General features: G+C 69.6%; 23 protein-coding genes and 1 pseudogene. 12 read left to right on the forward strand and 12 right to left on the reverse strand.

What is annotated here, in order from left to right; translation table 11 throughout:
* From BM228_RS35450 to BM228_RS19905, 4 genes and pseudogenes are all read right to left on the reverse strand, one after another.
* Window positions 1-161, reverse strand: a pseudogene (locus tag BM228_RS35450) (IS110 family transposase); the annotation flags it as partial.
* Between the two features lie 249 nt (window positions 162-410).
* A complete protein-coding gene (locus BM228_RS19895) occupies window positions 411-968 on the reverse strand; it encodes a DUF4337 domain-containing protein (RefSeq protein ID WP_092043351.1) in 558 nt (185 codons plus the stop codon).
* 86 nt (window positions 969-1,054) lie between these two features.
* The gene (locus BM228_RS19900) at window positions 1,055-4,195 is read right to left on the reverse strand and encodes an efflux RND transporter permease subunit (protein ID WP_092043353.1); all 3,141 of its coding nucleotides are present in this window, start codon (window positions 4,193-4,195) and stop codon (window positions 1,055-1,057) included.
* A 10-nt stretch (window positions 4,196-4,205) separates the two neighbouring features.
* Complete coding sequence (locus BM228_RS19905; RefSeq protein WP_092043354.1) at window positions 4,206-5,516, reverse strand: efflux RND transporter periplasmic adaptor subunit; 1,311 nt, start codon at window positions 5,514-5,516, stop codon at window positions 4,206-4,208.
* A gap of 178 nt (window positions 5,517-5,694) precedes the next feature.
* On the opposite strand from BM228_RS19905, the gene BM228_RS19910 reads away from it, so the two are divergent.
* Window positions 5,695-5,877, forward strand: coding sequence for a hypothetical protein (locus tag BM228_RS19910; RefSeq protein WP_092043356.1), 183 nt, complete (start codon window positions 5,695-5,697; stop codon window positions 5,875-5,877).
* An 83-nt stretch (window positions 5,878-5,960) separates the two neighbouring features.
* Here the strand turns inward: BM228_RS19910 and BM228_RS19915 are convergent, their stop codons facing one another.
* From BM228_RS19915 to BM228_RS19930, 4 genes are all read right to left on the reverse strand, one after another.
* Complete coding sequence (locus tag BM228_RS19915; RefSeq protein ID WP_092043358.1) at window positions 5,961-6,893, reverse strand: MerR family transcriptional regulator; 933 nt, start codon at window positions 6,891-6,893, stop codon at window positions 5,961-5,963.
* Between the two features lie 257 nt (window positions 6,894-7,150).
* Entirely contained in the window at window positions 7,151-8,194 is a 1,044-nt protein-coding gene (locus BM228_RS19920) for a glycosyltransferase (protein ID WP_092043360.1), read from the reverse strand.
* The gene (locus tag BM228_RS19925) at window positions 8,191-9,285 is read right to left on the reverse strand and encodes a glycosyltransferase family 2 protein (protein WP_092043362.1); all 1,095 of its coding nucleotides are present in this window, start codon (window positions 9,283-9,285) and stop codon (window positions 8,191-8,193) included. The genes BM228_RS19920 and BM228_RS19925 overlap by 4 nt, the downstream gene beginning before the upstream one ends.
* A 364-nt stretch (window positions 9,286-9,649) precedes the next feature.
* A complete protein-coding gene (locus BM228_RS19930; protein ID WP_092043364.1) occupies window positions 9,650-10,744 on the reverse strand; it encodes a glycosyltransferase family 4 protein in 1,095 nt (364 codons plus the stop codon).
* A 185-nt stretch (window positions 10,745-10,929) separates the two neighbouring features.
* On the opposite strand from BM228_RS19930, the gene BM228_RS19935 reads away from it, so the two are divergent.
* From BM228_RS19935 to BM228_RS19960, 6 genes are all read left to right on the forward strand, one after another.
* A complete protein-coding gene (locus BM228_RS19935; protein ID WP_092043365.1) occupies window positions 10,930-11,628 on the forward strand; it encodes a cytochrome b/b6 domain-containing protein in 699 nt (232 codons plus the stop codon).
* The gene (locus BM228_RS19940; RefSeq protein ID WP_092043367.1) at window positions 11,625-12,365 is read left to right on the forward strand and encodes a molybdopterin-dependent oxidoreductase; all 741 of its coding nucleotides are present in this window, start codon (window positions 11,625-11,627) and stop codon (window positions 12,363-12,365) included. The genes BM228_RS19935 and BM228_RS19940 overlap by 4 nt, the downstream gene beginning before the upstream one ends.
* Window positions 12,366-12,405: 40 nt before the next feature.
* Window positions 12,406-13,380, forward strand: coding sequence for an SPFH domain-containing protein (locus tag BM228_RS19945; protein WP_092043368.1), 975 nt, complete (start codon window positions 12,406-12,408; stop codon window positions 13,378-13,380).
* 3 nt (window positions 13,381-13,383) lie between these two features.
* Window positions 13,384-13,833 carry an NfeD family protein gene (locus BM228_RS19950; RefSeq protein ID WP_092043370.1) on the forward strand — a complete coding sequence of 150 codons (450 nt, stop codon included), beginning with the start codon at window positions 13,384-13,386 and terminating at the stop codon, window positions 13,831-13,833.
* A gap of 520 nt (window positions 13,834-14,353) precedes the next feature.
* Window positions 14,354-14,836: a nucleoside deaminase gene (locus BM228_RS19955; protein ID WP_092043371.1), complete on the forward strand. Its 483-nt coding sequence runs from the start codon at window positions 14,354-14,356 to the stop codon at window positions 14,834-14,836.
* Window positions 14,837-14,881: 45 nt separating this feature from the next.
* A complete protein-coding gene (locus BM228_RS19960; protein WP_244537229.1) occupies window positions 14,882-16,330 on the forward strand; it encodes an FAD-binding oxidoreductase in 1,449 nt (482 codons plus the stop codon).
* A 500-nt stretch (window positions 16,331-16,830) separates the two neighbouring features.
* Here BM228_RS19960 and BM228_RS19965 read toward each other — a convergent pair whose 3' ends face one another.
* Window positions 16,831-19,707: a phosphoenolpyruvate carboxylase gene (locus BM228_RS19965; RefSeq protein WP_092043373.1), complete on the reverse strand. Its 2,877-nt coding sequence runs from the start codon at window positions 19,705-19,707 to the stop codon at window positions 16,831-16,833.
* A 107-nt stretch (window positions 19,708-19,814) separates the two neighbouring features.
* Between BM228_RS19965 and BM228_RS19970 the strand changes: the two genes are divergently transcribed.
* A complete protein-coding gene (locus BM228_RS19970) occupies window positions 19,815-20,117 on the forward strand; it encodes a hypothetical protein (protein ID WP_092043374.1) in 303 nt (100 codons plus the stop codon).
* Window positions 20,114-20,743 (forward strand): hypothetical protein, encoded by a 630-nt coding sequence (locus tag BM228_RS34765; RefSeq protein WP_092043376.1) that lies wholly within the window; start codon window positions 20,114-20,116, stop codon window positions 20,741-20,743. The genes BM228_RS19970 and BM228_RS34765 overlap by 4 nt, the downstream gene beginning before the upstream one ends.
* Before the next feature lie 293 nt (window positions 20,744-21,036).
* On the opposite strand, the gene BM228_RS19980 is transcribed toward BM228_RS34765, so the two are convergent.
* Window positions 21,037-21,396, reverse strand: a complete 360-nt coding sequence (locus BM228_RS19980) for a ComEA family DNA-binding protein (RefSeq protein ID WP_092043377.1) — start codon at window positions 21,394-21,396, stop codon at window positions 21,037-21,039.
* Between the two features lie 226 nt (window positions 21,397-21,622).
* Between BM228_RS19980 and rpmF the strand changes: the two genes are divergently transcribed.
* On the forward strand, window positions 21,623-21,811 hold the full coding sequence (rpmF, locus tag BM228_RS19985) for a 50S ribosomal protein L32 (protein WP_003601373.1): 189 nt from the start codon (window positions 21,623-21,625) through the stop codon (window positions 21,809-21,811).
* A 308-nt stretch (window positions 21,812-22,119) separates the two neighbouring features.
* Here the strand turns inward: rpmF and BM228_RS35455 are convergent, their stop codons facing one another.
* A complete protein-coding gene (locus BM228_RS35455; protein WP_244537230.1) occupies window positions 22,120-22,266 on the reverse strand; it encodes a hypothetical protein in 147 nt (48 codons plus the stop codon).
* A gap of 289 nt (window positions 22,267-22,555) precedes the next feature.
* The gene (phaR, locus tag BM228_RS19995) at window positions 22,556-23,155 is read right to left on the reverse strand and encodes a polyhydroxyalkanoate synthesis repressor PhaR (RefSeq protein WP_092043381.1); all 600 of its coding nucleotides are present in this window, start codon (window positions 23,153-23,155) and stop codon (window positions 22,556-22,558) included.
* A 331-nt stretch (window positions 23,156-23,486) separates the two neighbouring features.
* Here phaR and BM228_RS20000 point away from each other — a divergent pair, with 331 nt between their 5' ends.
* Window positions 23,487-24,671, forward strand: a complete 1,185-nt coding sequence (locus tag BM228_RS20000; protein WP_092043382.1) for an acetyl-CoA C-acetyltransferase — start codon at window positions 23,487-23,489, stop codon at window positions 24,669-24,671.
* 117 nt (window positions 24,672-24,788) lie between these two features.
* Window positions 24,789-25,517 (forward strand): acetoacetyl-CoA reductase, encoded by a 729-nt coding sequence (phbB, locus tag BM228_RS20005; protein WP_092043384.1) that lies wholly within the window; start codon window positions 24,789-24,791, stop codon window positions 25,515-25,517.
* The last annotated feature ends 299 nt before the right edge of the window (window positions 25,518-25,816 follow it).

Here is a 25,816-nt window from a genome sequence, read left to right on the forward strand (position 1 = left end):
GCCTCGATCGCCACCAGATCCGGCCCCAGCGCCTGCAGGCGCGCCACCAGATCGCTCAGGCCGGCGCCGTCGCGGGCGACCGCGAACGCCTGACCCTGCGGCAGGACATGCACGTCCAGCCGCGCCTTGCACACGTCGATCCCGACACACACCGGTCCCATCCCGCCCCACCCTTGCGCAACCGGGCTCTTGCGGCCCGAGCGACTGTCCGGGGTCGTGGAAGGGACGGACAGGCTCCCAAGCTGAGGTGCGGGCTTCAAAGCCCCAGGATGAGCCGGGGTCCTGCCCGTCGCCGCGGATCCGACCTTACCAGATCGGACGCCGACTGACTTACAAGGATGAGGGGAGGGATTGGGATCGCCGTCGATCGGAACCGTCAGGCGGCCGCGAGCGCGTGGTCAAACAGAGTTTCAATGGAAGAACGGCAGAGCGTGCGGCGCCAAGTAGCCGAAGCCGAGCAAGGCCGCGCCGGCCAGTCCCAAAAAGCCGCCGGCGAAGACCAGGATGGCGATGCCGGTGATGACCTCGGCGGAGGCCAGCACGATGCCGATCTGGAAGGCCGCCGAGGCCAGCTCGTAATGGTGGTAGCGCAGCAGCGACAGGTCGCGGCGCTCCTCGGAGGCCCGGGCCTTCGCGCTCAGCTCCTTACGGCCCTCGCCGGTGGCGGGCTCGGATTCCCAGCGCGCCAGGGTCTTGGCCCATTCCGCGCGCTTGGCCGCGATCGCGTCCTGGTTCGGGCCGGGCGGGACCAGGGCTAGGGCCTCGTCGGCGGTCTTGAGCACCGTCGAACGGATCGTGCGCGCCTGGAAATACGCCCACTGGTTGGCGGCCTCGACGTTGGAGCCGATGGAATCCGTCTGGGCCGCCTTGCCCAGGGTCTCGCTGAAGGCGAGGAACAAAGCCAGGATCGAGATCAGCAGCGCAACGCGCTTGTTCGAACCCTCGATCGCCCCGTGACCACCCGACATCGTTTCCCGATTCCCTGTTGATTCGTCGGGCGCGACTCACAGCCCATCCGGGCTCGGCGCGCAATGCGGTCCTACCCGTCTCGCGCTTATTCCGCCGCGATCCGGGGCGGCGTCGAGCGGCCGTCATTGGCGGGATGGGCCGGCTCGCCGTAGCCCGGCTCGTCCTCCGGGTCGTCCCGCTCGCCCACGAACCGGCCGAACAGCCGCCCGAGCAGGCGCGAGAGATCGTCCATCAGGACGAAGATCGCCGGCACGAAGACCAGGGACAGCACGGTCGAGACGATCAGGCCGCCGATCACCGCCACCGCCATGGGCGCGCGGAACTCGCCGCCGATGCCGTAGGCCAGCGCCGAGGGCACCATGCCGGCCGCCATGGCGATGGTGGTCATCACGATCGGCCGCGCCCGCTTGCGGCCGGCATCCACGATGGCGGTGGTGCGGTCGACGCCGGCATGGATCTGCTCGACGGCGAAGTCGACCAGCATGATCGCGTTCTTGGTCACCACGCCCATCAGCATCAGGATGCCGATCACCACGGGCATCGAAATCGGCATGTGGCAGATCAAGAGGGCCAGGATCGCGCCGCCGATGGAGAGCGGCAGCGAGAACAGGATGGTGAGCGGCTGGAGGAAATTGCCGAACAGCAGGATCAGCACGCCGAACACCATCATCAGGCCGGCGCCCATGGCCAGCGCGAAGCCCTCGAACACCTCACCCATCACCTCGGCGTCGCCGGTCTGGCTGATCGTGACCCCGGGCGGCAGGTTCTTGGCGGTGGGCAGATTGAGGACCTGCTTGATCAGCTCGCCGAGCGCGTCGCTGCCCTGCATGTCGCCCTCGATGGCGACGCGCACGGCGCGGTCGTAGCGGTCGATGCCGGTGGGGCCCTGGCCGAGGCTGACATCGGCCACCGTCGCCAGCGGCACCGCGGCGCCGCCCTTCACCGGGACCTTCAGGGTCTCGAGCTCGGACAGCCGGCCGCGCAGGCTCTCGGGCAGCTGCACCCGGATCGGCACCTGCCGGTCGGTGGCGTTGAACTTGGCGAGGTTCATGCCGATGTCGCCGATCGTCCCGACCCGCACGGTCTCGGCGATCGTGTCGGTGGAGACGCCGAGATCGGCCGCCACCCCGGCTTTCGGCCGGATGCGGATCTCGGTCCGGTCGAGGGGCGCCGTCGACATGACGTTGACGAGGTGCGGGATCTGGGCGGCCTCGCGCTGGAGCCTGGCGGCGACATCGGCCACCACGGCCTTGTCGGGGCCGGCGATGATCAGCGCCATGTCGCGCTGGCCGCTCTCGCGCAGGGCCCAGAAGCGGATATCGGGCTGCTCGCGCAGGATCTCGGCGACTTCGGCGTCGACCTGCTTCTGGGTGCGCGCGCGGGTGTTCTTCGGCGTCAGGTTGATGGTCAGCGTCGCGAGCCGCACCTCCTTCTTGCCGGGCAATTGCCGGCCGCCATCCACGAACACGCTCTTCACCTCGGGCAGCGCCCGGATCTTCTCCACGATCGCATCGCTGAGCTTCACCGTGTCCGGCAGCCGGGCGCCCGGCGGCAATTCCAGCACGAACAGGGTGCGGGCCTGGTCCTCGGCCGGCAGGAACCCCGCGGGCAGCAGGCCCGTGGAGGCGATGGAGGCGGCAAAGCAGGCGATGCCGAGGATCAGCGTGATGAACTTGTGCCGGACCGACCACGCGACGAGCCGCGTGTAGCCGCGCATCACGATCCCGTCCGTCGTGTGGTCGGGGCCGTGGTCGCGCAGGAAATAGGCGGCGAGCAGAGGCGTGATCAGCCGCGCCACCAGCAGCGACATGAACACGGCCGCCGCGATGGTCAGGCCGAACTGCTTGAAATACTGGCCGGCGATGCCGCCCATGAACGAGACCGGCGAGAAGATCGCGATGATCGTCGCCGTGATGGCGATGACCGCGAGCCCGATCTCGTCGGCGGCCTCCAGTGAGGCGCGGTAGGGCGATTTCCCCATCCGCATGTGCCGGACGATGTTCTCGATCTCGACGATCGCGTCGTCCACCAGGATGCCGGTGACCAGCGTGATCGCCAGCAGGCTCACGGCGTTGAGCGAGAAGCCGAGCGCGCTCATCACCCAGAAGGTCGGCAGCACCGAGAGCGGCAGCGCCACCGCGGCGATCAGCGTCGCGCGCCAGTCGCGCAGGAACAGCAGCACCACGACCACCGCGAGCGCCGCGCCCTCGATCAGGCCCATCATGGCCGAGTGGTAATTGCCGATCGTGTTGACGACGCTGGTGTCGATCAGGTCGAAGCGCACGTCCGGGTTGGCCGCGTGGAGCGCCGCGATCTTCTTGGCGACCCCCACCGAGACGTCGGCGTCGCTGGCGCCGCTCGCCCGGGAGACCGCGAAGGCCACCACCGGCTCGCCGTTGAAGCGCGCGAAGGTGCGCGGCTCCTCGGCGGTGTCCGACAGGGTCGCCAATTCATCGAGCCGGACCTTGCGGTTGCCCGGCACCACAATTGAGGTCTGGGCGAGGGTGTCGAGGCTCGCCGAGGCGGCGAGCGCGCGGATCGACTGCTCCTGGCCGCCGACCTCGCCGCGGCCGCCGGCCATGTCGGCGGAGGTGAGGCGCAGCTGCCGGTTCACGTCCGCCGCGGTGATGCCGAGCGCCAGCAGCCGGTCGGGCTTGAGCGTGACCCGGATCTCCCGGGCGACGCCGCCCAGGCGCTCGACGCCGCCGACGCCCTTCACGCTCTGCAGGCCCCGGGCGACCACGTCGTCCACGAACCACGACAGGTCCTCGGGCGTCATGGCGGGCGCGGAGGCGCCGTAGATCATGATCGGCAGGCCGGCGATCTCGACCCGGGAGACGATCGGCTCGTCGATGGTGCGCGGCAGGTTCTGGCGGATCTTGGCCAGGGCATCCTTGACGTCGTTGGTCGCCCGATCCTGGTTCACCTCCAGGCGGAACTCGATCGTGGTGGTCGAGATGCCCTCGGTGATGGTCGACAGGATGTGCTTGACGCCCTTCACCCCGGCGACCGAATCCTCGACCCACTTGGTCACCTGGGTCTGCAACTCGGCCGGCGCCGCGCCCGACTGGGTGATCGTCACCGAGACGATCGGGATGTCGATATTCGGGAACCGGGTGATCGGCAGGGCGCGGAAGCTCACCAGCCCGAGGATCATCAGGACCAGGAACAGCACCACCGAGGGCAGCGGCTTCCGGATCGCCCAGGCGGAGACGTTGAGGCGCATGACTCGTGTCCTACCGCGGGGCCGCGTCAGCCATGGGCGGGCTCGCGGGAGCGCTCATGGGTGTGGTGCCGGCCGGCCGGGAAACGGCTCGCACGCGATCGCCGTCGCGCAGGAAGCTGCCGGCCCGGGCCACGACGCTCTCGCCGGCCGCGACGCCCGAGCGGATCTCGGTATAGCCCTCGGATGACAGCCCCGAGGTGACGGCGCGCGCCTCGACGCGCCCGTCCTTCGCCACCAGGACGCTGGCCCGGCCGTCGGCGGCGTAGAGCAGGCTGGAGACCGGGACCGCGATGCCCTCGCGGCGCGCCACCTCGACGGTGCCGCGGGCGAAGGCGCCGATGCGCAGGGCCGGATCATCGGTGAGGCGGATGCGGACCTTGCCGAGCCGGGTCGCCCGGTCGACCTCCGGGTAGACCCGGCGGACCTTGCCCCGCAGCGTGCGGCCGTCATCGAGAGCGAGGCTCGCCGGATCGCCGACCTGGATGCGGGCGAGCGAGGTCTCCGGGACCTCGCCCTCCAGCTCGATCTCCCCGCGGGCGATCAGCCGGAACAGGGGTTCCCCCGCCGCCGTGACCGAGGCGCCGACCCGGGCGGTGCGCCGGTTGACAATGCCGGCTTCCGGCGCGCGGATATCGGTGCGGGCGCGCCGCAGGGCGATCTCGGCGGCGGCCGCCCGCGCGGTGGCGAGGTCGGCCTGGGCCGATTGCAGGCCGCCCTTGGCCGCGGCCAAGCGCCCCTCGGCCCCCTGGGCCGCCGAGACGCGCTGCTCTAGCACGGCCGCGGTGGCGTTGCCGGTCTTGGCCAAGGACTGGGCGCGTTCCAGCGACTGCTTGGCCTCGATATTTGCGGCCTCGGCCTGGACGATCTGGCTCCGGGCCTGGACGATCGCCGCCTCGGCCCGGGCGATGGAAGCGACGTTCGAGGCCTCCTGGGTGACGATCATCTCCTGCGAGAGCTTCGCCAGCACCTGGCCCTTGGTGACCCGATCACCCTCCTCGACCAGCAGGTCGGTGATGCGCAGCCCCTCGATCTCCGGGGCGACCAGGATCTCGTCGCGCGGAACCAGCGTGCCGGTGACCACCGCCCGTTCCACGATCTCCCGGCGCTCGGCCGGGACCACGGTAACGGCCGGCGCGATGGCGGCGGCATCGGGGACGGCGGCCGTCTCCACGGCGCGGGCCGGCGCGGCGGCCAGGAGCACGAGCCCGCACAAGGCAGAGCGGCGAAACGCGCGCCCGGAAAAAATCGGCAAAACGGAAGCCTCGCTGGCGGCTTTGTACGGGTCTTTGGTCTCCGTCGCTGGGTAGATCGGCGTTTTCATGGCGCAGGCATCCAACGGTTGTGCCAGCATAGCGGCTTCGTGCAGGTCCGTCGCCGGACCTCGGGCCGCAGGTCGGGCTCAGATGAAAACAGCCCCCGTTTACCGCTTTTGACCTGCAACCGACTGCTTAACAGGCCGTTATTAGGGTGATGGTCTTCGTGCCACCGGGGAGCGGTCAATGAGCATCTTTCAGATCAAGCAGGTGAAGAGCGGCGCCGTCCTCTGGACCGGCGCGGCCGACGACGAGAAGACGGCCTTCGACGCCATGGCCCGCGAGGCCGGCTATCGCGACTTCTCGGCCCTGCCGGACACGATCCGCGCCCATGGTCTCGAGGCGGCCAAGCTGGACCTGATTTCCTAGTCCGGTCCGCCGTCACCCCCAGCGTCCTGTCGGCGTCCGTCTTTGCAGAGACGGGCGCCTTTTTCGTGCGCGGTCGGCGAGGATCAATGCGCTGGCTGAAGGCTCTTGAGAGCGTCGTTCAACCAGCGCCAAACCGTTCGATCGACGGCGATGGGAAAGTCCTTGCCCAGGACGCCCAGGAGTTCGCGGTATCGACCGAGGCGCCCGGCATTCCGCTCGTATTGCGCGACGTGCCAATCCTGGAATGCGGAGTCGGGTGTTCGTCCGAGGGCGCGGGCCGAGTCCGCGAGCCAGGTGCGCGCGATGGCCTGGGCCTCGGGACTCCCCGGCGACAGATTCCGCGCGGCCGCGTCGGCGGCGTTCTCATAGGCCCTGCGCGAGGCTGTCTGGTAGGCTTCGGGATCCAGCGCGTCCGTCCAGAACGCCTTGGTTCCCTCCTGCACCTCGCGGACGAAGGTCGGATCCGCCAGCAGCCGCGAGAGCTCGTCCCAGGCTGCGATCTGGTCCGGCGTGGGATCCGCCGGCAGTTCCGGCACGGTCATGTCGAGGACCTGCCGCCGCCACGACCCGTCGAGCGCCGTGCCCGCCGCGATAGCGTCGACGAACTGCTCCGCCAGGGCCTTCATCTGCTGATTGCTCAAGTTGCTCATGGTCCAAATCCTCCTCAGATCACCATCGGCAGGGTTTGGGATGCGAAGCGTGGCACGAAGGACCGTGGCTACCCGGTGTTTGGCCGCGATCTCGGCTTCGAGGATCTCCAGGCGGGTCCGCAGCACGTCGTGCAGCGACAGGCGACGGGCCAGCAACCGCCCGATCGTGTCGAGCCCGACCCCGGCCTCGCGCAGCGCGTGGATGAGATCGAGCTTGGCGACATCCGCGTCCGTGTAGACCCGGTAGTTCGACGCGGATCGCAGGGCCGGCGGCAGCAGACCCCTGTCCGAGTAGAACCGGATCCGTCGCACCGGTTGCCCGGAGAGGCGCGCCAGATCACCGATCGTGTACGTCTTCGCTCCCATGGCGACTCGATTACGGGTTCCACCACGTGGAGGGTCAAGGCCGGTGCGTGCTGCCCGGGACCGGGGTGCGCCACTCGAAGATTGTGATGGCCCTTGGGCGTCCACACCGTCATTGCGAGCGCAGCGAAGCAACCTAGGGATACGCCACGTTCGGCGATCGCCCGCTGCACTGGGTCGCTTCGCTGCGCTCGCGATGACGGTGTGGACTGTTCGACCGAGTGATCGCGATGGAAACGTCGCACCGCTGACGGCGCATCTCAGGCGCGTCCGAGCTGCCGGACCAATCCCTCGATCATGGCCGCGCAATCCGGGATCGCGCTCGGCCGGTGCAGGCCGGCGATCACCGATGGGTCGAGGGCCAGGCCGGCGCGGACCAGGCCGGGCCAGGCCTCGGCGGTGGGCCAGCCCGGGTGGGCGATGGCGGCGCCGAGCCGGTGCAGGGCTTCGGCCTTTTCGGTCTGCTCGCCGTAGGCGCGCGCCTCCGGCAGGCATAGGAAGCGCTTGCCCTGTCCGGCCGCCAGCGCCACGAGGCCGTCGCCGCCACCGCCGACCAGCAGGGCCGCCCGGGCGATCCGGGCTTCGACATCATCGACCCAGCCGTGCAGGTGCAGGTTTTTTGGGATCTGGCCGGAGCCCGATACGGGGCCGAGCACGTGCCAGGGCCGGTCGGGCACGGCGCGGGCTGCGGCGGCCAGATCGGCCACATCGCCCCCCGCGCCGCCGCGGCCGAACACCACCACGATGGCGTCGCTCGCCTCCGCAGCTGCCTGAGCCGGCGCGCCGAGAAAGCCGGCATAATGCGTCTTGGCGCGGACCCAATCCGGCACGCCGGCGCCGTCGAGGGCTTCGGGGAAGGGGGCGAGCAGGCGCGTGGCGCTGCGGAAGGCTTCGCAATGCGGTCGGTCCGTCCGGGTTCCGGCGAGGCGCACCACCAGGGTCGGGACCGACAGGAGCCGGGCCAGCAGCGCGATCTCCACCGAGACGTCGACCACGATCAGCGCCGGGTCGGTCCGCCCGACCCATTCAGCGATGCGCGCCATCCGGGCACGCACACCGGGATGGTTCAGGGGCGCGTAGTGCAGCGCCTCCGGCCGCTCGGCCTCGCCGTCCCGTCCGTCGAACTCCGACCCACCAAGCGGGCGGTCGTCCGGCAGATCGAGCACGTCCAGGCCGCTCGTGTCGAACGCGGCCAGGGTGCCGATCAGCGTGCAGGGCCGGGGCAGGGCGGCGGCGACCGCACGGGCGCGCTGCAGATGGCCCGCGCCCTGGTGGTGGACGTACCAGCCGATCCCGCGGGTCACGCGGCCTCCCGCAGCGACAAAGCGAGGGCGTCGAGGTCGGCGAGCGCCCGGTCGAGGGGGCATTCCCGCGCCGGTGGGCTGCGTGATTCGAGGATGCGGTCGGCCCGCTCCACGAAGGCGATGTCGTTGGGGCAGGCTTCGAGGGCGGCGCATGCGGCAGCGTCGAGCCCGAGCCGGGCGCAGGCCTCGGCCCGGGCCGATCCGGCGAGGTGGAACGCCCGGCGCAGGGCAGCCCGCCGCAGGATCAGCGCCTGCCAATGGGCCGCCTCGGGCAGCAGGTAGGGCTCGCCGTCGAGCACGCGGGCGCGGCGCGCCATCTCGGTGGCCATGCCGCCCGAGACCCGGCCCTGGTGCCGGGCCGAGACCATCACGCGCACGTCCGGACAGTGGCGCAGGCGGGCGCCGCTCTCCCGGAGCAGGCTCACGAGGGCATTGTCCTCGCCGCAGGGCAGGGGCGGCAGCCCGCCGACCGCGCGGTAGAGCGCCACCGGAACGGCGAGGCTCGCGCCCGTGTGGTCGCCGTGGCGCGGGGCCGGGTCGTGCGGTGGCGGGTCCAGGATGTCCTCCAGGCGGCGCACGCCGGCCCAGTAACGCTCGATCCGCGCGTGCAGCTCGGCGAGGCGCGGATCGGCGGCGCCGTCCGCGTCGATCACGAGGCGACCACCGACCACGTCGGCCGCCCGCAGCGCCCGCAGGTTCGCCGCGACCCAATCCGCCGGCAGGCGGGCATCGGCGTCGGTGGTCAGCAGGATCCCGTCCGGGCCGGCCTCGGCGTCGAGCCAGTCGGCACCGGCATCGAGCGCCATGCGCCGAGCGGTGCCGACATGGGCCTCGGCACCCGTCAGCGCCGCCTCGATCACCCGCAGCCTCAGGCTCGCGAGCGCGCCCGAGTCTTCCAGGGCGCGGATCGCCGCCACCGTGTCGTCGGTGCAGTTGTTGGCCAGCACCACCACCCGCAGCGGCGCCTCGGCCGAAAAGCCGTCCTGCCGGGCCAGGGAGGCGAGCAGCAGCGGCAGCCGCTCCTCCTCGTTGCGCGCGGGGATGCAGACGACGCAGGGCCGGGCGATCGGGGCGGCGGTTGCGAGAGTCATAGCGGCTTTTTTCACCTCATCGTTCCGAACGCAGGACGCGGCGCTTTCCCCGCCTTCGCGAGAGTGCGGGCCACGCGGGTACGAGGGGCACACGTTCGCGGGTCGAGGCGCAGGTCCCCTCTCCCGTGCGGGATAGCGGATTCACACATTGCGTTCGGCAGCAAGCGCTTGAAGCACCGCATTTTTCCCCTCCCCCTTGTGGGGAGGGGTCAGGGGTGGGGGTGGTGCCGGATGACGCTCAGCGGTGCCTCCTGAACCACCCCCACCTCCAACTCCTCCCCACAAGGGGGAGGAGAGCGCGTTCCGCCTTTCAAATGCCGATGGGTGAACAGCGTAGCCCCAACAAGGCTTCGCGCCGATCTCCTTACGCCCGGCCCCCGGCCACCCGCAGCGTCGGCCGGGCCCGCTCGGCGCAGCGCGTCATCACCGCATCGTAGGTTTCGAGGTAGCGCTCGGTCATGGCGGCGGCGTCGTAGAGCGCCTCGGCGCGGTCGCGGCAGGCGCGGCGCGACAGGTTGGCCGCCTCGCGGATCGCCACCGAGAGGTCCTGCGAATCGTCCGGCCGGGCGAGGCGGCCGCATTGCGCGTCGAGGATGTTGGGCAGGGCGCCCCGGCGGAAGGCGGCCACCGGGGTTCCGCAAGCCAGGGCCTCGGCGACCACGAGGCCGAAGGGCTCCTCCCAGCGCGGCGAGACGATCGCCACCCGGGCCCGGCCGAGATGGTGGGCGAGGTCCCGGTGCGAGAGGTGCCCGAGATGGGTCAGGTCCGGCCCGAGCCGCGGAGCGATCTCGGCCGCCCAGTAGCCCGGATTGAGCTTCGGCCCGGCGAATTGCAGCGGCAGGCCGGCCGCGCGGGCGGCGTCGATGGCGAGGTGCAGCCCTTTCTCGGGCACGATCCGGCCGGACCAGAACGCGAAGGGCGGATCGTCGGGCGTGTCGGAATACGCGAAGGTCGACAGGTCGACACCGTTATCGACCACCTGCGCGCCCGGCACGAGGGATTCCCATTCCTGCGCGAGCGAGGGCGAGACCGCCAGGAAGGCCATGTCGGGATCGGCCTTCACGACGCCCGAGACCAGAGCCTCGAAGGGCGGCGTGTGCAGCACCGTGACCCAGGGCAGGCCGAGCCGGGCGCTTTGCTGCAGGGGCAGGGCGTGCAGCGAATTGTTGTGCACCAGGTCGAAGCCGCCGGCCGCGACCATCTCCATCATCCGCCGGTAGGCCTCGTACTCGGCCCGGTCGATCGCTTCCTCGCGCTCCGGATCGGCCACGGCGTCCCCGGTCGGGTCGCAGAGCATCACCGGATCCAGCGCCGGGTCCGAGCCCCGGCTGGCGAACAGCGTCACATCGTGCCCGTGCCGCTTCAGGGCGACGGTGAGGAGATGCGTGTGCATCTCCAGACCGCCGGCATAAGGCTGGCCGATCGGGTATTTCAGATGTGCGAGGACAGCAATCTTCACGCGCGCACCGAATCCGGTTGTGTGGGGATCTTTGCCGGCCGCAGCGAAGCGAGAGGATTTCTGTCCGCAGCGAGCGTGGCGGGTATCATGCCGATCTTTTCTTCACCAAGCGTTGCGTCATCGACGCCGGGAGCGACCACGGACGCAGCGCGTTCCCTGATCCATAAGGGCCGCGGTCTGAACCGATGATGATCGAAACGAGAGGTCGACCATTCAGCCGGGTGCGCCATCCGGCCTGGGTGCGCCTGACCCACTGGACCGGCGCGGCCGCGACCCTGGCGCTGATGGTCAGCGGCACCGCGATCCTGCTGGCTCTGCCGAAACTGTTCTGGGGGGAGACCGGAGCAAATAACGCGCCGGCCTGGATGACTTTGCCGCTGCCGGTGGATCTGGAGCAGACCGGCTGGGCGCGCAACCTTCATTTCCTGGCCGCCTGGATTTTCGTCCTGAACGGCGCCGCCTATCTGGGCCTCGCCTTGCTGCGCGGGCATCTGCGGCGGCGCCTGCTGCCGGAACCGGCCGAGATCCGGCCCCGGGCGCTCGCGGGCGAGATCCGGGCGCATCTGCGCCTGCGGGGCGGGGCGCCGCCCTCCGGCCGCTACAACGCGCTGCAGAAGATCGCCTATCTCGTGGTCCTGCTGGTGCTGGCGCCGCTGATGCTGCTCACCGGCCTCACGATGTCGCCCGGGGTCACCGCCGCCTGGCCGGAGCTGTTCACCCTATTCGGCGGCCGGCAATCGGCCCGGACGATCCACTTCCTGGCAGCCTTCGCGATGGTGGCGTTCCTCGCCATCCACATCTGGCAGGTGCTGGCCAACCGGCCGGTGGCGCTGATGCGCGGCATGATCCTCGGGCGGGCCGGCAACGCGGAGGAGACCCGATGAGCGCGCTGACCCGTCGCCGGCTGATCCTCGGGACCGCCGGATTCGGCGCGGCCGGCCTCGTCGGCGGCTGCGATCCCGGCGCGCCGCTTCTGCGCCCCAACCCCTACGGCCTGAGCGACTGGCTCACCTTCGCCGGCCAGCGCCTGCTGCTGGCGCGCCAGCCGCTCGCCCGGGAATTCGGCCCCGAGGCGATCTCGGCGGTGTTCCCGACGATCAACACCACCGACCCGGACGACCCGGCCTATCGCCGCTCGAAGGCGGCGGGTTTTTCCGACTGGCGCCTGCCGGTCACGGGCCTCGTCGAGCGGCCGGGGGCATTCTCCCTGGCGGAGCTGAAGGCGATGCCGGCGCGCACGCAGATCACGCTCCATTCCTGCGAGCAGGGCTGGTCGGCGATCGGCCAGTGGACAGGCGTCCCGCTGTCTCAGGTGCTCGCCGCCGCCGGGATGCGCCCGGAGGCGCGCTACGTGGTGATTCGCAGCGTCGATGGCTGGTGGGACACGTATGACCTGTTCGACGCCCTGCACCCGCAGACCATCCTGGCCTACGGCATGAATGGCGCCGACCTGCCGGTGGCCCACGGCGCTCCGGTCCGCCTGCGGGTGGAGCGCCAGCTCGGCTACAAGTCCTTGAAATACCTCGCGAGCATCGAGGCCGTGGACCGGGTCGACGGCATCGGCCACGGCCGCGGCAGCATGGTCGCGGGCCTCGGGTTCAGCTGGTACGCTGGCATCTGAGCCGCCCGCGGGACTCCGTGCGGCCGGGGAGGGGGGCCTCATGGATGTCACGATCGGGCTGAGCACGTTCGCGGTCGGCGCCGCGGCGCTGGCGGTGATCACGCTGGCGGCCGGCGTGAAGATGATCCCGCAGGGCTACGTCTACACGGTGGAGCGGTTTGGCCGCTACAACCGCACCCTCGAATCCGGCCTCGGCCTGATCATCCCGTTCGTCGAGCGCGTCGGCCGGCGGGTGAACGTGATGGAGCAGGTGGTCGACGTCCCGAGCCAGCAGGCCTTCACCCGCGACAATGCCGGCGTCACCATCGACGCGGTGGTGTTCTACCTCGTGCTCGACGCGGCGCGGGCCTCCTACGAGGTCTCGAACCTCGACCTCGCCATGACGACCCTGACCATGACCAACATCCGCACCGTGGTCGGCTCGATGGACCTCGATCAGCTCCTCGCCCACCGGGACGAGATCAACGAGCGGCTGCTGCGGGTGCTCGACGCGGCGGCCTCGCCCTGGGGCGTGAAGATCAACCGCATCGAGATCAAGGACATCGTGCCCCCGGCCGACCTCGCCGGCGCCATGGCCCGGCAGATGAAGGCCGAGCGCGAGAAGCGCGCCTCGATCCTGGAGGCGGAGGGCCAGCGCGCCGCCGAGATCCTGCGGGCGGAGGGGCGCAAGCAATCGGCGATCCTGGAGGCGGAGGGCCGCCGCGAAGCCGCGTTCCGCGATGCCGAGGCCCGCGAGCGCTCCGCCGAGGCCGAGGCGGCGGCGACCGGGATGGTCAGCCGGGCGATCGCCGAGGGCGACATCGCGGCGGCGAACTTCCTGGTGGCGGAGAAATACGTCGATGCGGTGCGGGCGCTCGCCACCGCGCCGAACCAGCGCGTCGTGGTGGTGCCGATCGAGGCGGCGGCGCTGGCCGGCACGCTCGGCGGCATCGGCGAGCTCACCCGCGCGGTCTTCGGCGAGGCGAGCCCGCCCCGGCGCGCGGGCACGCCGCCCAACGTCGCGCCGCGGACCTGACCCATGGCCGATGCGCTGGCGCTCCTCGCGGCCCTGGGGCCGGCTTGGAGCTGGGTGATCGCCGGCCTCGTCCTGGCCGGCGCCGAGATCGTGGCGCCGGGGGTGTTCCTGATCTGGTTCGGCCTGGCGGCCCTGGCGACCGGCCTCGCCGCCGCGCTGATCCCGATGCCCTGGCAGGGTCAGACCCTGCTGTTCGCCGGCCTCGCCCTCGTCCTGGTCGGCCTCGCCACCCGCCTGCACCGCCGGGCCGGACGCCACGACGCCATTCTCAACCGCGCCGACCGCGGCCTGATCGGCCGTGAGGGCGTGCTCGCCGAGCCGATCGTCCAGGGCACCGGCCGCATCCGCTTCGACGACACCCTGTGGCGGATCGAGGGGCCGGACCTGCCGGCCGGCGGGCGGGTGCGGGTGGTCGGATTGTCCGGGACGGTGCTGACGGTCGAGGCGGCGTGAGGGGAGGGGGCTCGCAGCTTCGGCCCATACGGGGTGGGGCGCACGGCAGACCGAAGCGACGGCCGTCGAAGTCTCTCCGGGATCCTGCGACGGAGATATTTTTTTTCTTGTCGTCGCGTCTCAGGCAGATCGGTATTGGATGCTGTTCTCGCCCTGCTCGGACCGCCAGCATCGCGCGATGCTTAGGGCCAACGTGTGTCTTGAAAAATTTCAGCCCAGCTTTCGGTCTATTTCAGTCGTAACGCAGGTATTTACAATCATCTTCGCGGCGATTGCGTACCGGCATTGACGTACCTCCGCCGCCGCTGTCTATTCGACCGGTCAGCACGCTGTGTCCGGAAGGCGCCAGCCCACACTGATGCGCTTACATCGAACCCCGTTTTTTGGCGAGGTCATCTGAAACGCGCGCGTCAGATCTGATGATCGCGCGCGTTCTGATTGCGCGTCGTCGCATGCAATTCGAAATCGGCAACCCTTCAACAGATGCTTGTGGTCAAGCGACTGGAGAAAGAGAACCCTGATGACTGACAAGCACGAAACCTTCATGTCCCGGGCGATCGCCCTGTCGGAGAAGACCTCTCTGGTCGACAGCGCGGGCGGCGTATTCGGCTGCGTCATCGTCCAGGATGGCGAGATTATCGCCGAGGGCGCCAACCGCGTCGTGGCCGAGAACGATCCGACCTGGCACGGGGAGATCGAGGCCATCCGCAAGGCCTGCAAATCGCAGGGCAGCTTCAAGCTTCGCAACGCGACACTGTATACCAGCGCGGAGCCTTGCCCGATGTGTATGGCGGCCGCGTATTGGGCCGGTATCAAGAACGTCTTCTACGCGGCGCAGGTCGAGGACGCCCTCGAATACGGCGGCTTCGATGACAGCATGATCTATGCCGAGCTCAAGAAGGACGTGAAAGACCGCTCGATCCCGACCCAGCAGATCATGCGTGAAGAGGCCGTCGAGGTCTGGAAGAAATATGCCCAGAAGAAGGACCGCGTTCCCTATTAAGGGGCCGGAACGCGATCGGACATGGTCTGCGCCGGCTCGGATTCCATGGATCTGAGCCGGGCCCTCGTTTCTTCGGTGGCGAACATGGATGTCGAGCATCTGAGGAGCGCGTGCCGGGGCCCGGTCATCGCCGCGGGTGATCCCGGTTTTCGCGAGGCCCTGCACGGCAATCTCTGGAACCGGCTGATCCCCGACCGGGCGCCGGATGTTCTCGTGAAGGCCGCGGACGACGACGACGTCATCGCCGCGGTGACGTTCGCCCGCGCGAACGGCCTGAAGGTCGTGGTCCGCGGTGGCGGTCACAATTGGTGCCAGCCGACCCTGCGCAACGGCGGCCTTCTGATCGACCTGGAGAATCTCAACAGGTTCCTCTCGGTGGATGTCGAAAGCCGCAGGGCGATCATCCAGCCGATCATCAGCAACCGCGACATCCAGAAGACCCTTAATCCCCTGGGGCTGGCCTTCCCCACCGGCCATTGCCCGCAGGTGAAGGCGAGCGGCTATTTCCTCGGGGGCGGCATGGCCTGGAATCCCACGGTCTGGGGTTTCGGCGCCGAGAGCCTCGAGGCGATCGAATTGGTCACCGCCCAAGGCGAGCTGATAACCGCCAGCGAGACCGAGAACGCGGATTATTTCTGGGCCGCCCGCGGCGCGGGGCCGGGCTTCTTCGGCATCGTCACGAAATACGTTCTCAAGCTTCATCCGCTGCCGAAGGCCATTCACGGCCAGGAAATTTTCTATCGGCTCGCGGATGCGCCCGCCATCGGACGGTGGCTCGGGGATATCGCACCGGATCTCTCGCCCAGCATTGAGCTGACCCTGTTCCTCGTTCAGGCGCCGCCGGCGCTGCAAGCAGGCGCGGCCGGGCAGAACGGTTGGGTCTGCATGGTGACCGCGACGGCGTTCGAAGACACGCCGGAGGCGGCACGGGCCGCCCTGCAACCGCTGGATCGATCGCCGATCGAGGCCCTGGCGCGCTCGGTCGCGACCCCGCTCGATTTCGAGCAGCTTTTCGACGCCTCCGGGGCGCTCTTCCCGGAAGGGGTCCGATCCCGGGTCGAGGCGACCTATTCCAATCACAGCCCCGGCGACGTGATGGACGTCATTCTGCCCCTGTGGCCGAAAGCGCCGTCGGCGACCTCGGTGTTCCTCCTGACGATCTTCTGCGGACCCGACGTGCCGGCGCCGCGCAAGACCATGGCCCGCTCGATCACCTCGAAGATCTACGGCGGCCCCTGGACGATGTGGCGCGAGGCCGAGGCCGATCCGGCCAATGCCGCGTGGCACCAGCAGGTGATCACGGCCCTGCGCCCGTACAACATCGGGTATTACATCGGCGAGTCCAACACGGTCGAAAATCCGGACCTCGTGGCCCAGTCTTTCGCGCCGGAGAACTGGGACAAACTCCGCCGCTTGCGCGCGCACTATGACCCGGAAGGCGTCTTCTTCGATTATTCCGAGGGGTTCTCAGGGAAATCCGAGACGGTCCGCTGAATACGGGCTCAATTGCAACGCCACGAGACACGACCACGGTTTGCGTGGTGCTGATCGGCGTTCTTCCAAGCCAAACCCTCTCCTTCTGAGGTTAAGACGTTTTTTGGGAGCCGCGACGCTCTCTCCTCCCCCCTTGTGGCTACGGGCTACACGGGTTGGAAGCGTCATCGCCTGAGGATTTGATACCCCAGACCTGATAATCCGCGCCGTCATTCCGGGGCGCCGCAGGCGAGCCCGGAATCCAGAAACGCAGGCGGGGCTAAGGTTCAAGACGTCGGCGGCTCTGGATCCCGGGCTCCGCTGCGCGGCCCCGGGATGACGGCGCGTGGAGGCATCGGTCAGGCCTCCATTTGAAGAACAAGCCTGAGCCTTCCGCGCCTGGGAAAGATGAAACCTGCAACCTGTGTAACGCGTAGCCCATTTGGGAAGTTGAAAACGCACGGTGTTTCCAGCACGCACTGCCGATATGTGATGTGTGGATTGGCTACAGCCTCCTGCCCCTACCCGAACGCCCCGACCTCGTGCTGGATCATCCCCGAGATCTCGCGCACCTGGTCGAACAGGCGGCGGATCGGCTGGAACAGGTTGGCGTGCTCGGCCTCGTAGGTGCCGACATCCCGGGGGCCGGCGGGCTCGCCAAAATTGAGGCCGAGCGTCGGGTCCGGGGTGACCGGAAAGATCTCGTCGAGGAGCTTCAGGCAGCCGTCGATGTCGAGGCGCAGGAAGCGCTCTAAAAGCTGTTCGCGGGAGATGCCGGCCTGCGGGCGGAAGCCCGGGATGTGCACCGCCAGGAACCAGATCCGGTGGATCAGCGCCAGCCGCAGGGCGTGCAGCAGGGTCAGCCGGGCCGACATGCCGGGCAGGTCGGGGGCGGCGGTGGTGAGGGCCAGCCAGTCGCGGGTCAGGCGGCCGAACAGGCCGCGCAGCGCCGCGGCGAGGTCGAGACGCTCCAGGGCGCCGGCGATCACCACCAGCTCCTCGCGCCGAAAATCCTTCTGGGTGCGCCGGGCCCGCTCCAGCCACACGGCCGGGTCGAGGGTGTCGATATAGGCGCGCAGCACGTCGAGATCGCCCACCGCCGCGGCGTGCTGGACCAGCCGGAACGCCCGGGAGAAGCGCACCGAATCCCGGCGCATGTCGCGGAACAGGTCGGGGCCGCGCTGGGCGGCGCGGCCGATCCCGTGGAGGGAATTCGCCAGGAATCCGAGCTGGTGCAGGATCGCGTTGTTGGGGATCGCGCGCATCTGGCGGGGATGGGTGATCCGCGCCGGCCCGCCCGTGTCGCTCTGGCGCGCCACCGGGCGCGAGCCGGTGCGGTCGATCAGGCTCGGGCCGAAGGTGCCGAGCAGGGCGGCGTAGCCGGCATCGTCGACCAGGGCCTCCATGTCCTGGCGGGCGGCGGTGAAGAATTCGAGGGCGAAGTCGGGCTCCGAATAGATCGGGTCGTCCTTGGGGTCGCCGCCCGTCGCATCGTCGTTCAGGGCGTAATCCGAAAAGCTGTCCTCCTCGGCGATGTCGAGGGCGTAGACGTGCTCGGCGATGCGGGCGACGCTGGCCTGAGCCAGCGCCTCGGTGCCGTAGAGCAGGTAGCCGTCGGTGCCCTGGAAGCTCGATTCGAGCCGCACCTTCAGGCCGGCCTTGCGGGCGCGGTCGCGGGCATCCTCCGGGGCGAGATAGGCGAGGCGGTCGCGGAGCGAGGTCGGGTGGGCGCCCCGGCCGATCGATTCGCCGTGGGTGTCGAAGATCGCGAGCTCGACATCGGCCAGGCCGTTCTGGACTAGCATCTCGGTGATGCGCAGGCGCAGCCGCTCGATCCAGAAGGTCGCGGCGAGCTGGCCGACATAGCGTCCCGAATCCGAGTAGCCGAACTGCACGGTCAGCCGGCCGATGCGCTTCAGGTACTGGCGCCAGTGCGGGTTGCGCAGCGCATCGTCGAGCACCCGGATGCCCTGCTCCAGGGCGCTCGCGGTCTCGAACAGGGGCGTGATTTCGAGCTTGTCGGCAATGCCGTAATGCCGCGCCAGCCAGAGGGCGGCGAGCAGGGTGTAACCGGTCTCGGTCTCGGCGATCAGGAAGCGCACCGGGTGGGTGCCGTCCACGTGCTTCAGGATCTGGGCGATGGTCATCATCAGCCGGGCGGCGGAGGCCCGCTCGGCGGCGAGCGCGCCGAAATCCACCGCCACCGGGCGGACGTCGTTCAGGAGCGTGTGAATGGTGGCGAGGTGCGAGCGGCGCTGGGCCGAATCGGTCGGCTCGCCCTCCAGGTCGATCACCCGGCGCACGGCGTTGTGGATCTGGCTGGCGTTCAGCCGGAAATGCGGCAGGGCGTTCGACAGGCCGTGGGTGGCGACCCCCGAGCGCAGGATCGCGATCGCCCGCCTGTCGACCTCGTCGGCGGCTTCCAGCGCCGCGGTGAGGCCGGCCACCAGGGCGCCGGCATCGGTCTGGGCGCGCTCGCGCTCGATGATCAGCGCCAGGGCGAAGCGGTGGACCGATTCGAGCGACGGCTTGTCGCCGAGCCGGGGGGCGACCGCGAGCTGGCGGTTGACCGCGGCCAGCGCCCCCTCGGCGAGGCCGCGGACTTCCCGGCAGGCGGAGCTGTCGGGCAGGTCGCGCATCACCCGGTCGAACTGCATGCGCTTGGAGATCAGCCGGTAGCGCAGGGTGTCCCACCAGCCGATATCGGTGCGCCCGTCCGTGTCGCAGCCGACCCAGCTGGCGATGGCGAAGGGGCGGGGCGTCAGCTCGGTCCAACGGTCGGGCCAGCGGGCGCGGGCGGCGTCGAGCAGGGCGCCGTTGAACGCGTCGAGGGCGAGGCGGCCGTTATTGGCCGCCGCGCAGGCCTGCTCGAACTCGGCATCGAGGGTGATCGGCGCGTCCGGCCGGGTGGAGAGCGCGGCGGCGCGGGCGATCAGCTCGGCGCGGGCCGCCGCATCGGGCAGGCTCGCGGCCTGGGCGAGCAGCGCTGCCACGGCTTTCGGCATGCCGAAGGTCGGGTGCGCGGTGAACACCACCGCGAAGGCGGTGCGGTGGATGAAGGCCGCGAAGGCCGAGAGGCCCTCCGCTCCGTCCTTGGCCGCGGCCACGAGGCGGGCGGGGATCGCGGCTTGCGGGTCGGCCGGCCCGGCCTCCAGCCCGACATAGCTGCGCAGCCGTTCGGCCCGGGCGGCGAGCGCCGCGGCGCGCAGCCGCGCGAACAGGCCGTCGAGGTCGCCGGCGGAAATCTCGTTCCGGTCGAACCGGCGGGTGATCGCCAGCGTCACGGCCAGAACGGGATTGCGGAACGGGTCCTCCCGAGCCTGCTCCCGGGCACTCTCGATCAGGCCGAGGAGATGGCTCTCCAGTTCCTCGGGCTCGCGGCTCGGCTCGTGCTGCATGGATCCGTCCCGGCTCCGGTCTTCTCGCCTCTACTGCTATAGGCAAGGCGTGTTCCACGCATGACGGGGTGACGCCGCCGCCGCAGGCGGCTAGAGCTGGCCGCCTCATGGAGCGCCTGCTGATCATCCTGGCCGTGCTGATCTGTGTCGTGGCCGGGGTCACGGTCATCGCCATGGCCGCCCGCGGCCGGCGCGAGCCGCTGCGCATGGGCTCCGAACTCGACGTCGAGGACGAGCACCTCCTGATCGGCACCCTTGGCCCGCAGCGGAGCCCGATCGACCGGCAGGCCGAGGTGCTCGACCCGCGCCTTCTGGATGTGGAGTCGTTCGAGCTGAAACCGATCGAAGCCCCCGAGCGCACGCAGCGGATCGAGCCGCCGCGGCCCGGAACCCCGGATTCCGCGCGATGAGGCGTTTCGGTCCCGGCGCGGCCCGGCTGATCCTCACCCTCCTGGCCTGCCAGACGGCCGCCGCGGCCGCACCGGCGCAGCAGCAGCCTCCGGCCCAGGCACCCGATCCGTCACCACCCCCGGCGCCGGATCCTGCGCCCGCCGCCGCGCCGACCCTGGTGCAGCCCTGCGGCGCCCGGGCGGCCCGCTACGAGAGCGGCAAGGGGTTCAACATGGTGATCACCCGGGCCGGGCAGGTGAAGACCACGAACCCGCTCCGGCCGCTGACGCCGGAGGTGAACGAGGTGCTGCAGGTGGTGATCGCCGGCAAGGTCGCCACCGCCTACGGGCCCGACTTCACCACGCTGCGGCGCGGCACGGCCCCGGCGGCGATCGAGGCGATGCTCGGCGGGCCGATCCGTTGGGAGTCGGCCCTGCCGACCCTGGCGGACCCGATCGCCATCGTCACCGAGGAGGGGGCGACCCTGGCGCAGCTCACGTTCCGCGCCTGCGAGGATCCCCCGGCGGTCAAGGCGGCGCCAAAACCCCAGGCCAAGAAGAAGGCCCCGGCCAAGCGCCCGGCCCCGAAGGCCGCCGAGAAGGCGCCCCCAGGCTTCTCCATGCCCCAGGGCGCGATTGCCGAGTAGGCGGGGCGGGCGCTTGCCGCGACGCATTCGCTCTTTCGAGCGGGCGAGGGGGTTAGACTGTGTTCGGCAGCAAGCGCTTGAGGCATCGCGCTTTTCCCCTCCCCCTTGTGGGGAGGGGCCAGGGGTGGGGGTGGTGCAGGATCAAGCGAAACGGTGCCTTCTGAACCACCCCCACCTCCAACTCCTCCCCACAAGGGGGAGGAGAGCGCGTCGCGCTTCAGAGGTGACGCTGTGTGAACGTCGTCGTCCGCTCGGGGGAGGGGGTCGTTGCGGCCCGCCGCCGCCGATAAAAATCACTTCTGCTTGGCGATGACCTTGTCCTTGATCCCGTCATAGACGCTCTGCGGGATGATCTTCTTGGAGACGAGGTCGTCCTTGCCGCGGTAGGGGCGGCCCTTGATGATCGCGGCGGAGCGGGCGGCGCCGATGCCCGGCAGGGCGTCGAGCTCGGCGGCGCTGGCGCTGTTGAGGTCAATCAGGGCGCCCTTGGCGGCGTTCGGAGGCCCGGCGACCGGCGCGCTCGGGGCCGCCGGCTTGGCGGGGGCGGTTGGCGTCGCGGGGCTCGAGGTCTGGGGCGCCTGCGCCCAGGCGGGCGCCGCCATCAGGCTCGAGAGCAGGGCGAGGACGGCAAAGGTCGTTTTGGAGGAAGCCATGGCGTGTCTCCCGAGGGGCCGGCCCGCTCCGCGGTGCCGTCTCACCAGATGTGGTTCCGTCGACTTGAACCCGGGCTTAACGGTTGTGGTGCGGCGCCTCTAGCCAGCGGCGGGCGCCGACGCTATAAGCGCGCCCTCATCCGTATCCCGCGGTGTGCGAGGCGATCCTCGATCGAGGAGCCGCCCGCGCGCCGCTTTGCCCGCGGCATCACGAAGGATTTCTGTCATGGCCGTTCCGAAGCGCAAAACCTCCCCCTCCCGCCGCGGCATGCGCCGCTCGGCCGACGCCCTCAAGGCGCCGACCTATGTCGAGGACAAGGATTCGGGCGAGCTGCGCCGTCCCCACCACATCGACCTGAAGACCGGCATGTATCGCGGCCGTCAGGTGCTGAAGGTGAAGTCCGCCGAGGCGTAAGCTTCGGGATTGGTTCGGGACCTGGGACATCCCGGTCTCGATCTCATCCTGAGGTGCGCGTGAAGCGGGCGCCTCGAAAGATCCTTCCAGAAGCCGCAGAGATCCCTGGACCCCTCCTTCGAGGCCCGCTGACGCGGTCACCGCAGGATGAGGGGAGGGGTTGGGAAGCGCAGCGGACGCGCGCCCTTTTCACACCGTCATTGCGAGCGCAGCGAAGCAACCTAGGGCAGCGCGCGCGTGGCGGACGTGGCGGTTCACTGGGTTGCTTCGCTGCGCTCGCAATGACGGCGCGGGCAGTTTAAAAAATATCATGCCAATCGGCGCGCGGTCTCCGCATAGCGCGCTGCGGCGGCCCGGGTGCGCTCCAGCCGCGACGGCCTGAGGGTCGGGTCTGTGGCGACCAGCAGATGGGCCACGAAGCCCGAGCAGGCCCGGCCCCCGTCGAATCGATCCACGGACACGATCGTCGCGCGCGGCTCACGCCGTCCCCCATCCAGCACGACAAGCGCCCGGACCGGGGGGATCTCCTCGACGGACCCGACCGGACCCGCAGCGGCCCCCGCCGGTCGCGCGGGCCTGCTCCAGGTTGCACCGGTCCGGCCGACTGTCCCGATCCGCGCCATTGCGACACCCTCCGCACGTTGCCGTGCCCGTGTTGCAAACGTGGGACCGCCGTTAAGGGTTCGTCAACTTATCGAAAACGCGTAGATCCGCCGGCGATGATTGGTTTTGGCACAGCCAATGTCACTTTTTGGCGAGGTCCTCGAGCCGCTGCTGCATCTCCAGCATCTGCCGCTTGAGGTCGTCGAGCTCGCCGCCGGAATACGAGGCCGGGGCGGCGGGCGGCGGGGCCGGGGGCTGCGCGCCGGCGGCCGAGGGGGGCGCGAAACCGGTGAACATCTTCATGGCGTCGCCGAAGAAGTTCATGTTGGTCCGCACCGACTGCTCGATCGCATTCTGGAACGCGGCCGGCCCGAAGCTGTGGGCGAACTTTTCGCGCAGGCCGTCCTGGTCCTTGGCGAAGTTCGCCATCGAGAATTCCAGGAAACTCGGCACCATGGTGCGCATGCTGTCGCCGTAGAAGCGGATCAGCTGGCGCAGGAACGCCACCGGCAGCAGGTTCTCGGCGCCGGCCTTGTTCTCCTGCTCGAAGATGATCTGCGTCAGCACCGAGCGGGTGATGTCGTCCCCCGCGCGGGCGTCGTAGACGACGAAATCCTCGCCGTTCTGGACCATCGTGGCGAGGTCCTCCAGCGTCACGTAGGTCGAGGTGCCCGTGTGATACAGGCGCCGGTTGGCGTATTTCTTGATGACGGTCTGGGTGGCCTTGACGGTATCCGCCATCGGGAACGGCCTTTCTGGACTCGGGACTCAAGGGGGCGTTGCGGGCACGCGCGACGCGGCCCGGCGGGGATCGTCTTCGCGCCCGCAGCACGATCCTTAAAGCCTTCCAGGGGCGCAGAAAACAGCAAACTGCACGTCTTCAACGCAGAATAATGCCGGGTGCCCGCCCGCGCACAACCCATTTCAGTCTCTCGGTCGCGTCATCGGGGCAATTTCAGCCTTCAAGGTCGATCCTTGACTTCGCCGACTTCAGGCCCTTCATCCCAGCACCGGCTTTTAGAGCGCGCCCGGACCGAGGAGGCGCGCCGGCTCGTGAGAGGAGAACGTTCACATGGCAGGCAGCGAAGAGATCGTCATCGTCGGGGCCGCGCGCACGGCGGTCGGCTCGTTCGGCGGCGCCTTCGGGGCGGTGCCGGCCCACGAGCTCGGCGCCACCGCGATCAAGGCCGCCCTGGAGCGCGCCCACGTGTCCCCCGATGACGTGGACGAGGTGATCTTCGGCCAGGTGCTCACCGCGGGCGCCGGACAGAACCCCGCCCGCCAGGCCGCGATCAAGGCCGGCATCCCCGAGAAGGCCACCGCCTGGGGCCTCAACCAGGTCTGCGGTTCGGGCCTGCGCACCGTGGCCATCGGCATGCAGCAGATCGCCAACGGCGACGCCAAGGTGATCGTGGCCGGCGGCCAGGAATCGATGTCGCTCTCGCCCCATGCCCAGTACCTACGCGGCGGCCAGAAGATGGGCGACATCAAGCTCGTCGACACCATGATCAAGGACGGGCTCTGGGACGCCTTCAACGGCTACCACATGGGCCAGACCGCCGAGAACGTCGCCCAGGCCTTCCAGCTCACCCGCGAGCAGCAGGACCAGTTCGCCACCCGCTCGCAGAACAAGGCCGAGGCCGCCCGCAAGGAAGGCCGCTTCAAGGACGAGATCGTGCCCGTCACGATCCCCGGCAAGAAGGGCGACACGGTCGTCGACACCGACGAGTACATCCGCGACGGCGCCACCATGGAGGCGATGGCCAAGCTGAAGCCGGCCTTCTCCAAGGAGGGCACCGTCACCGCCGCCAACGCGTCGGGCCTCAACGACGGCGCCGCCGCCCTCGTGCTGATGTCGGCCTCCGAGGCCGAGAAGCGCGGGCTCACGCCGCTCGCCACGATCAAGTCCTGGGCGACGGCGGGCGTCGACCCGAAGGTGATGGGCACCGGCCCGATCCCGGCCTCCCGCAAGGCCCTGGAGAAGGCCGGCTGGAAGCCCGGCGACCTCGACCTGATCGAGGCCAACGAGGCTTTCGCGGCTCAGGCGCTGGCGGTGAACAAGGACATGGGCTGGGACGACGCGAAGGTGAACGTCAACGGCGGCGCCATCGCCATCGGCCACCCGATCGGCGCCTCCGGCGCTCGCGTCCTCGTCACCCTGCTGCACGAGATGAAGCGGCGCGATGCCAAGAAGGGCCTCGCCACCCTGTGCATCGGCGGCGGCATGGGCGTCGCGATGTGTGTCGAGCGGCCGTGATCGTTTTGTAACGCCGGGTTCTCCACCAATATAGACTTGAGGCGTAACTCAGAAAAAATCGCGTGCGGACGCCATCCGCACGCGGCATCAGGTGATGCGAAACAGGAGGAAACAACAATGGCTCAAGGACGCGTCGCACTCGTCACGGGCGGCACGCGCGGTATCGGCGCCGCGATCTCGAAGGGCTTGCAGGCCAAGGGCTACCGGGTTGCGGCCAATTACGGCGGCAACGACGAGGCGGCCCAGGCCTTCAAGGCCGAGACCGGCATCCCGGTCTTCAAATTCGACGTGGGTGATTACGAGAGCTGCCAGGCCGGCATCGCGGCGGTCGAGGCCGAACTCGGCCCGGTCGAGGTGCTGGTCAACAATGCCGGCATCACCCGCGACGGCGCTTTCCACAAGATGGACTTCGCCAAGTGGCAGGCGGTCATCAAGACCAACCTCGACTCGGTGTTCACCTGCACCCGGCCGGTGATCGAGGGCATGCGCAGCCGCGGCTTCGGCCGGATCATCATCATCTCGTCGATCAACGGCCAGAAGGGCCAGGCCGGCCAGACCAACTACTCGGCCGCCAAGGCCGGCGTGATCGGCTTCGCCAAGGCGCTGGCTCAGGAGAGCGCGTCCAAGGGCATCACGGTCAACGTGATCGCGCCGGGCTACATCGCCACCGACATGGTGATGGCGGTGGCGGAGGACATCCGCAACAAGATCATCGCCACGATCCCCACCGGCCGCCTCGGCAAGTCGGAGGAGATCGCGCACGCGGTGGAGTACCTGGCGAGCGACGAGGCGGGCTTCATCAACGGCTCGACGCTGACCGTGAACGGCGGCCAGCACTTCGTCTGATTCTTTTTTCGGGTGTGAGAAGCGCCCGGCTCACCTCCGACGCCGCGCCGCCCTGCCGGGCCGCGCGGCGTTTCTTTTTGGATGTCGCGCGCCGTCATTGCGAGCGCGGCGAAGCAACCCAGGGCAGCGCGCGATCCCAGACCGCTCCCCGATGCGTGCAAAACTTCTGCACGCCGTCCGGCCCATCAATGGTTTCGATCGGCGAAGACTTCGCGCGCCGGGCAATCCTGACGAATCCTTTCCCACGCCGCCGATTCATTGAGCCCGCATGGGGATCTGTGCATTGCGGGTGCGGGCGC

Source organism: Methylobacterium pseudosasicola (assembly GCF_900114535.1).
Classification (GTDB): domain Bacteria; phylum Pseudomonadota; class Alphaproteobacteria; order Rhizobiales; family Beijerinckiaceae; genus Methylobacterium; species Methylobacterium pseudosasicola.

What these genes read in the sequence shown, in the direction of transcription:
- BM228_RS19940 (WP_092043367.1), top strand. Translation starts at nt 11,625, where the DNA reads ATGAGCGCGCTGACCCGTCGCCGGCTGATCCTCGGGACCGCCGGATTC.
- BM228_RS19945 (WP_092043368.1), top strand. Translation starts at nt 12,406, where the DNA reads ATGGATGTCACGATCGGGCTGAGCACGTTCGCGGTCGGCGCCGCGGCG.
- rpmF (WP_003601373.1), top strand. Translation starts at nt 21,623, where the DNA reads ATGGCCGTTCCGAAGCGCAAAACCTCCCCCTCCCGCCGCGGCATGCGC.
- BM228_RS19895 (WP_092043351.1), bottom strand. Translation starts at nt 968, where the DNA reads ATGTCGGGTGGTCACGGGGCGATCGAGGGTTCGAACAAGCGCGTTGCG.
- BM228_RS19950 (WP_092043370.1), top strand. Translation starts at nt 13,384, where the DNA reads ATGGCCGATGCGCTGGCGCTCCTCGCGGCCCTGGGGCCGGCTTGGAGC.
- BM228_RS19910 (WP_092043356.1), top strand. Translation starts at nt 5,695, where the DNA reads ATGAGCATCTTTCAGATCAAGCAGGTGAAGAGCGGCGCCGTCCTCTGG.
- BM228_RS19980 (WP_092043377.1), bottom strand. Translation starts at nt 21,396, where the DNA reads ATGGCTTCCTCCAAAACGACCTTTGCCGTCCTCGCCCTGCTCTCGAGC.
- phbB (WP_092043384.1), top strand. Translation starts at nt 24,789, where the DNA reads ATGGCTCAAGGACGCGTCGCACTCGTCACGGGCGGCACGCGCGGTATC.
- BM228_RS19925 (WP_092043362.1), bottom strand. Translation starts at nt 9,285, where the DNA reads ATGACTCTCGCAACCGCCGCCCCGATCGCCCGGCCCTGCGTCGTCTGC.
- BM228_RS19915 (WP_092043358.1), bottom strand. Translation starts at nt 6,893, where the DNA reads ATGGGAGCGAAGACGTACACGATCGGTGATCTGGCGCGCCTCTCCGGG.
- phaR (WP_092043381.1), bottom strand. Translation starts at nt 23,155, where the DNA reads ATGGCGGATACCGTCAAGGCCACCCAGACCGTCATCAAGAAATACGCC.
- BM228_RS19970 (WP_092043374.1), top strand. Translation starts at nt 19,815, where the DNA reads ATGGAGCGCCTGCTGATCATCCTGGCCGTGCTGATCTGTGTCGTGGCC.
- BM228_RS19935 (WP_092043365.1), top strand. Translation starts at nt 10,930, where the DNA reads ATGATGATCGAAACGAGAGGTCGACCATTCAGCCGGGTGCGCCATCCG.
- BM228_RS34765 (WP_092043376.1), top strand. Translation starts at nt 20,114, where the DNA reads ATGAGGCGTTTCGGTCCCGGCGCGGCCCGGCTGATCCTCACCCTCCTG.
- BM228_RS19955 (WP_092043371.1), top strand. Translation starts at nt 14,354, where the DNA reads ATGACTGACAAGCACGAAACCTTCATGTCCCGGGCGATCGCCCTGTCG.
- BM228_RS19965 (WP_092043373.1), bottom strand. Translation starts at nt 19,707, where the DNA reads ATGCAGCACGAGCCGAGCCGCGAGCCCGAGGAACTGGAGAGCCATCTC.
- BM228_RS19900 (WP_092043353.1), bottom strand. Translation starts at nt 4,195, where the DNA reads ATGCGCCTCAACGTCTCCGCCTGGGCGATCCGGAAGCCGCTGCCCTCG.
- BM228_RS20000 (WP_092043382.1), top strand. Translation starts at nt 23,487, where the DNA reads ATGGCAGGCAGCGAAGAGATCGTCATCGTCGGGGCCGCGCGCACGGCG.
- BM228_RS19960 (WP_244537229.1), top strand. Translation starts at nt 14,882, where the DNA reads ATGGATCTGAGCCGGGCCCTCGTTTCTTCGGTGGCGAACATGGATGTC.
- BM228_RS19905 (WP_092043354.1), bottom strand. Translation starts at nt 5,516, where the DNA reads ATGAAAACGCCGATCTACCCAGCGACGGAGACCAAAGACCCGTACAAA.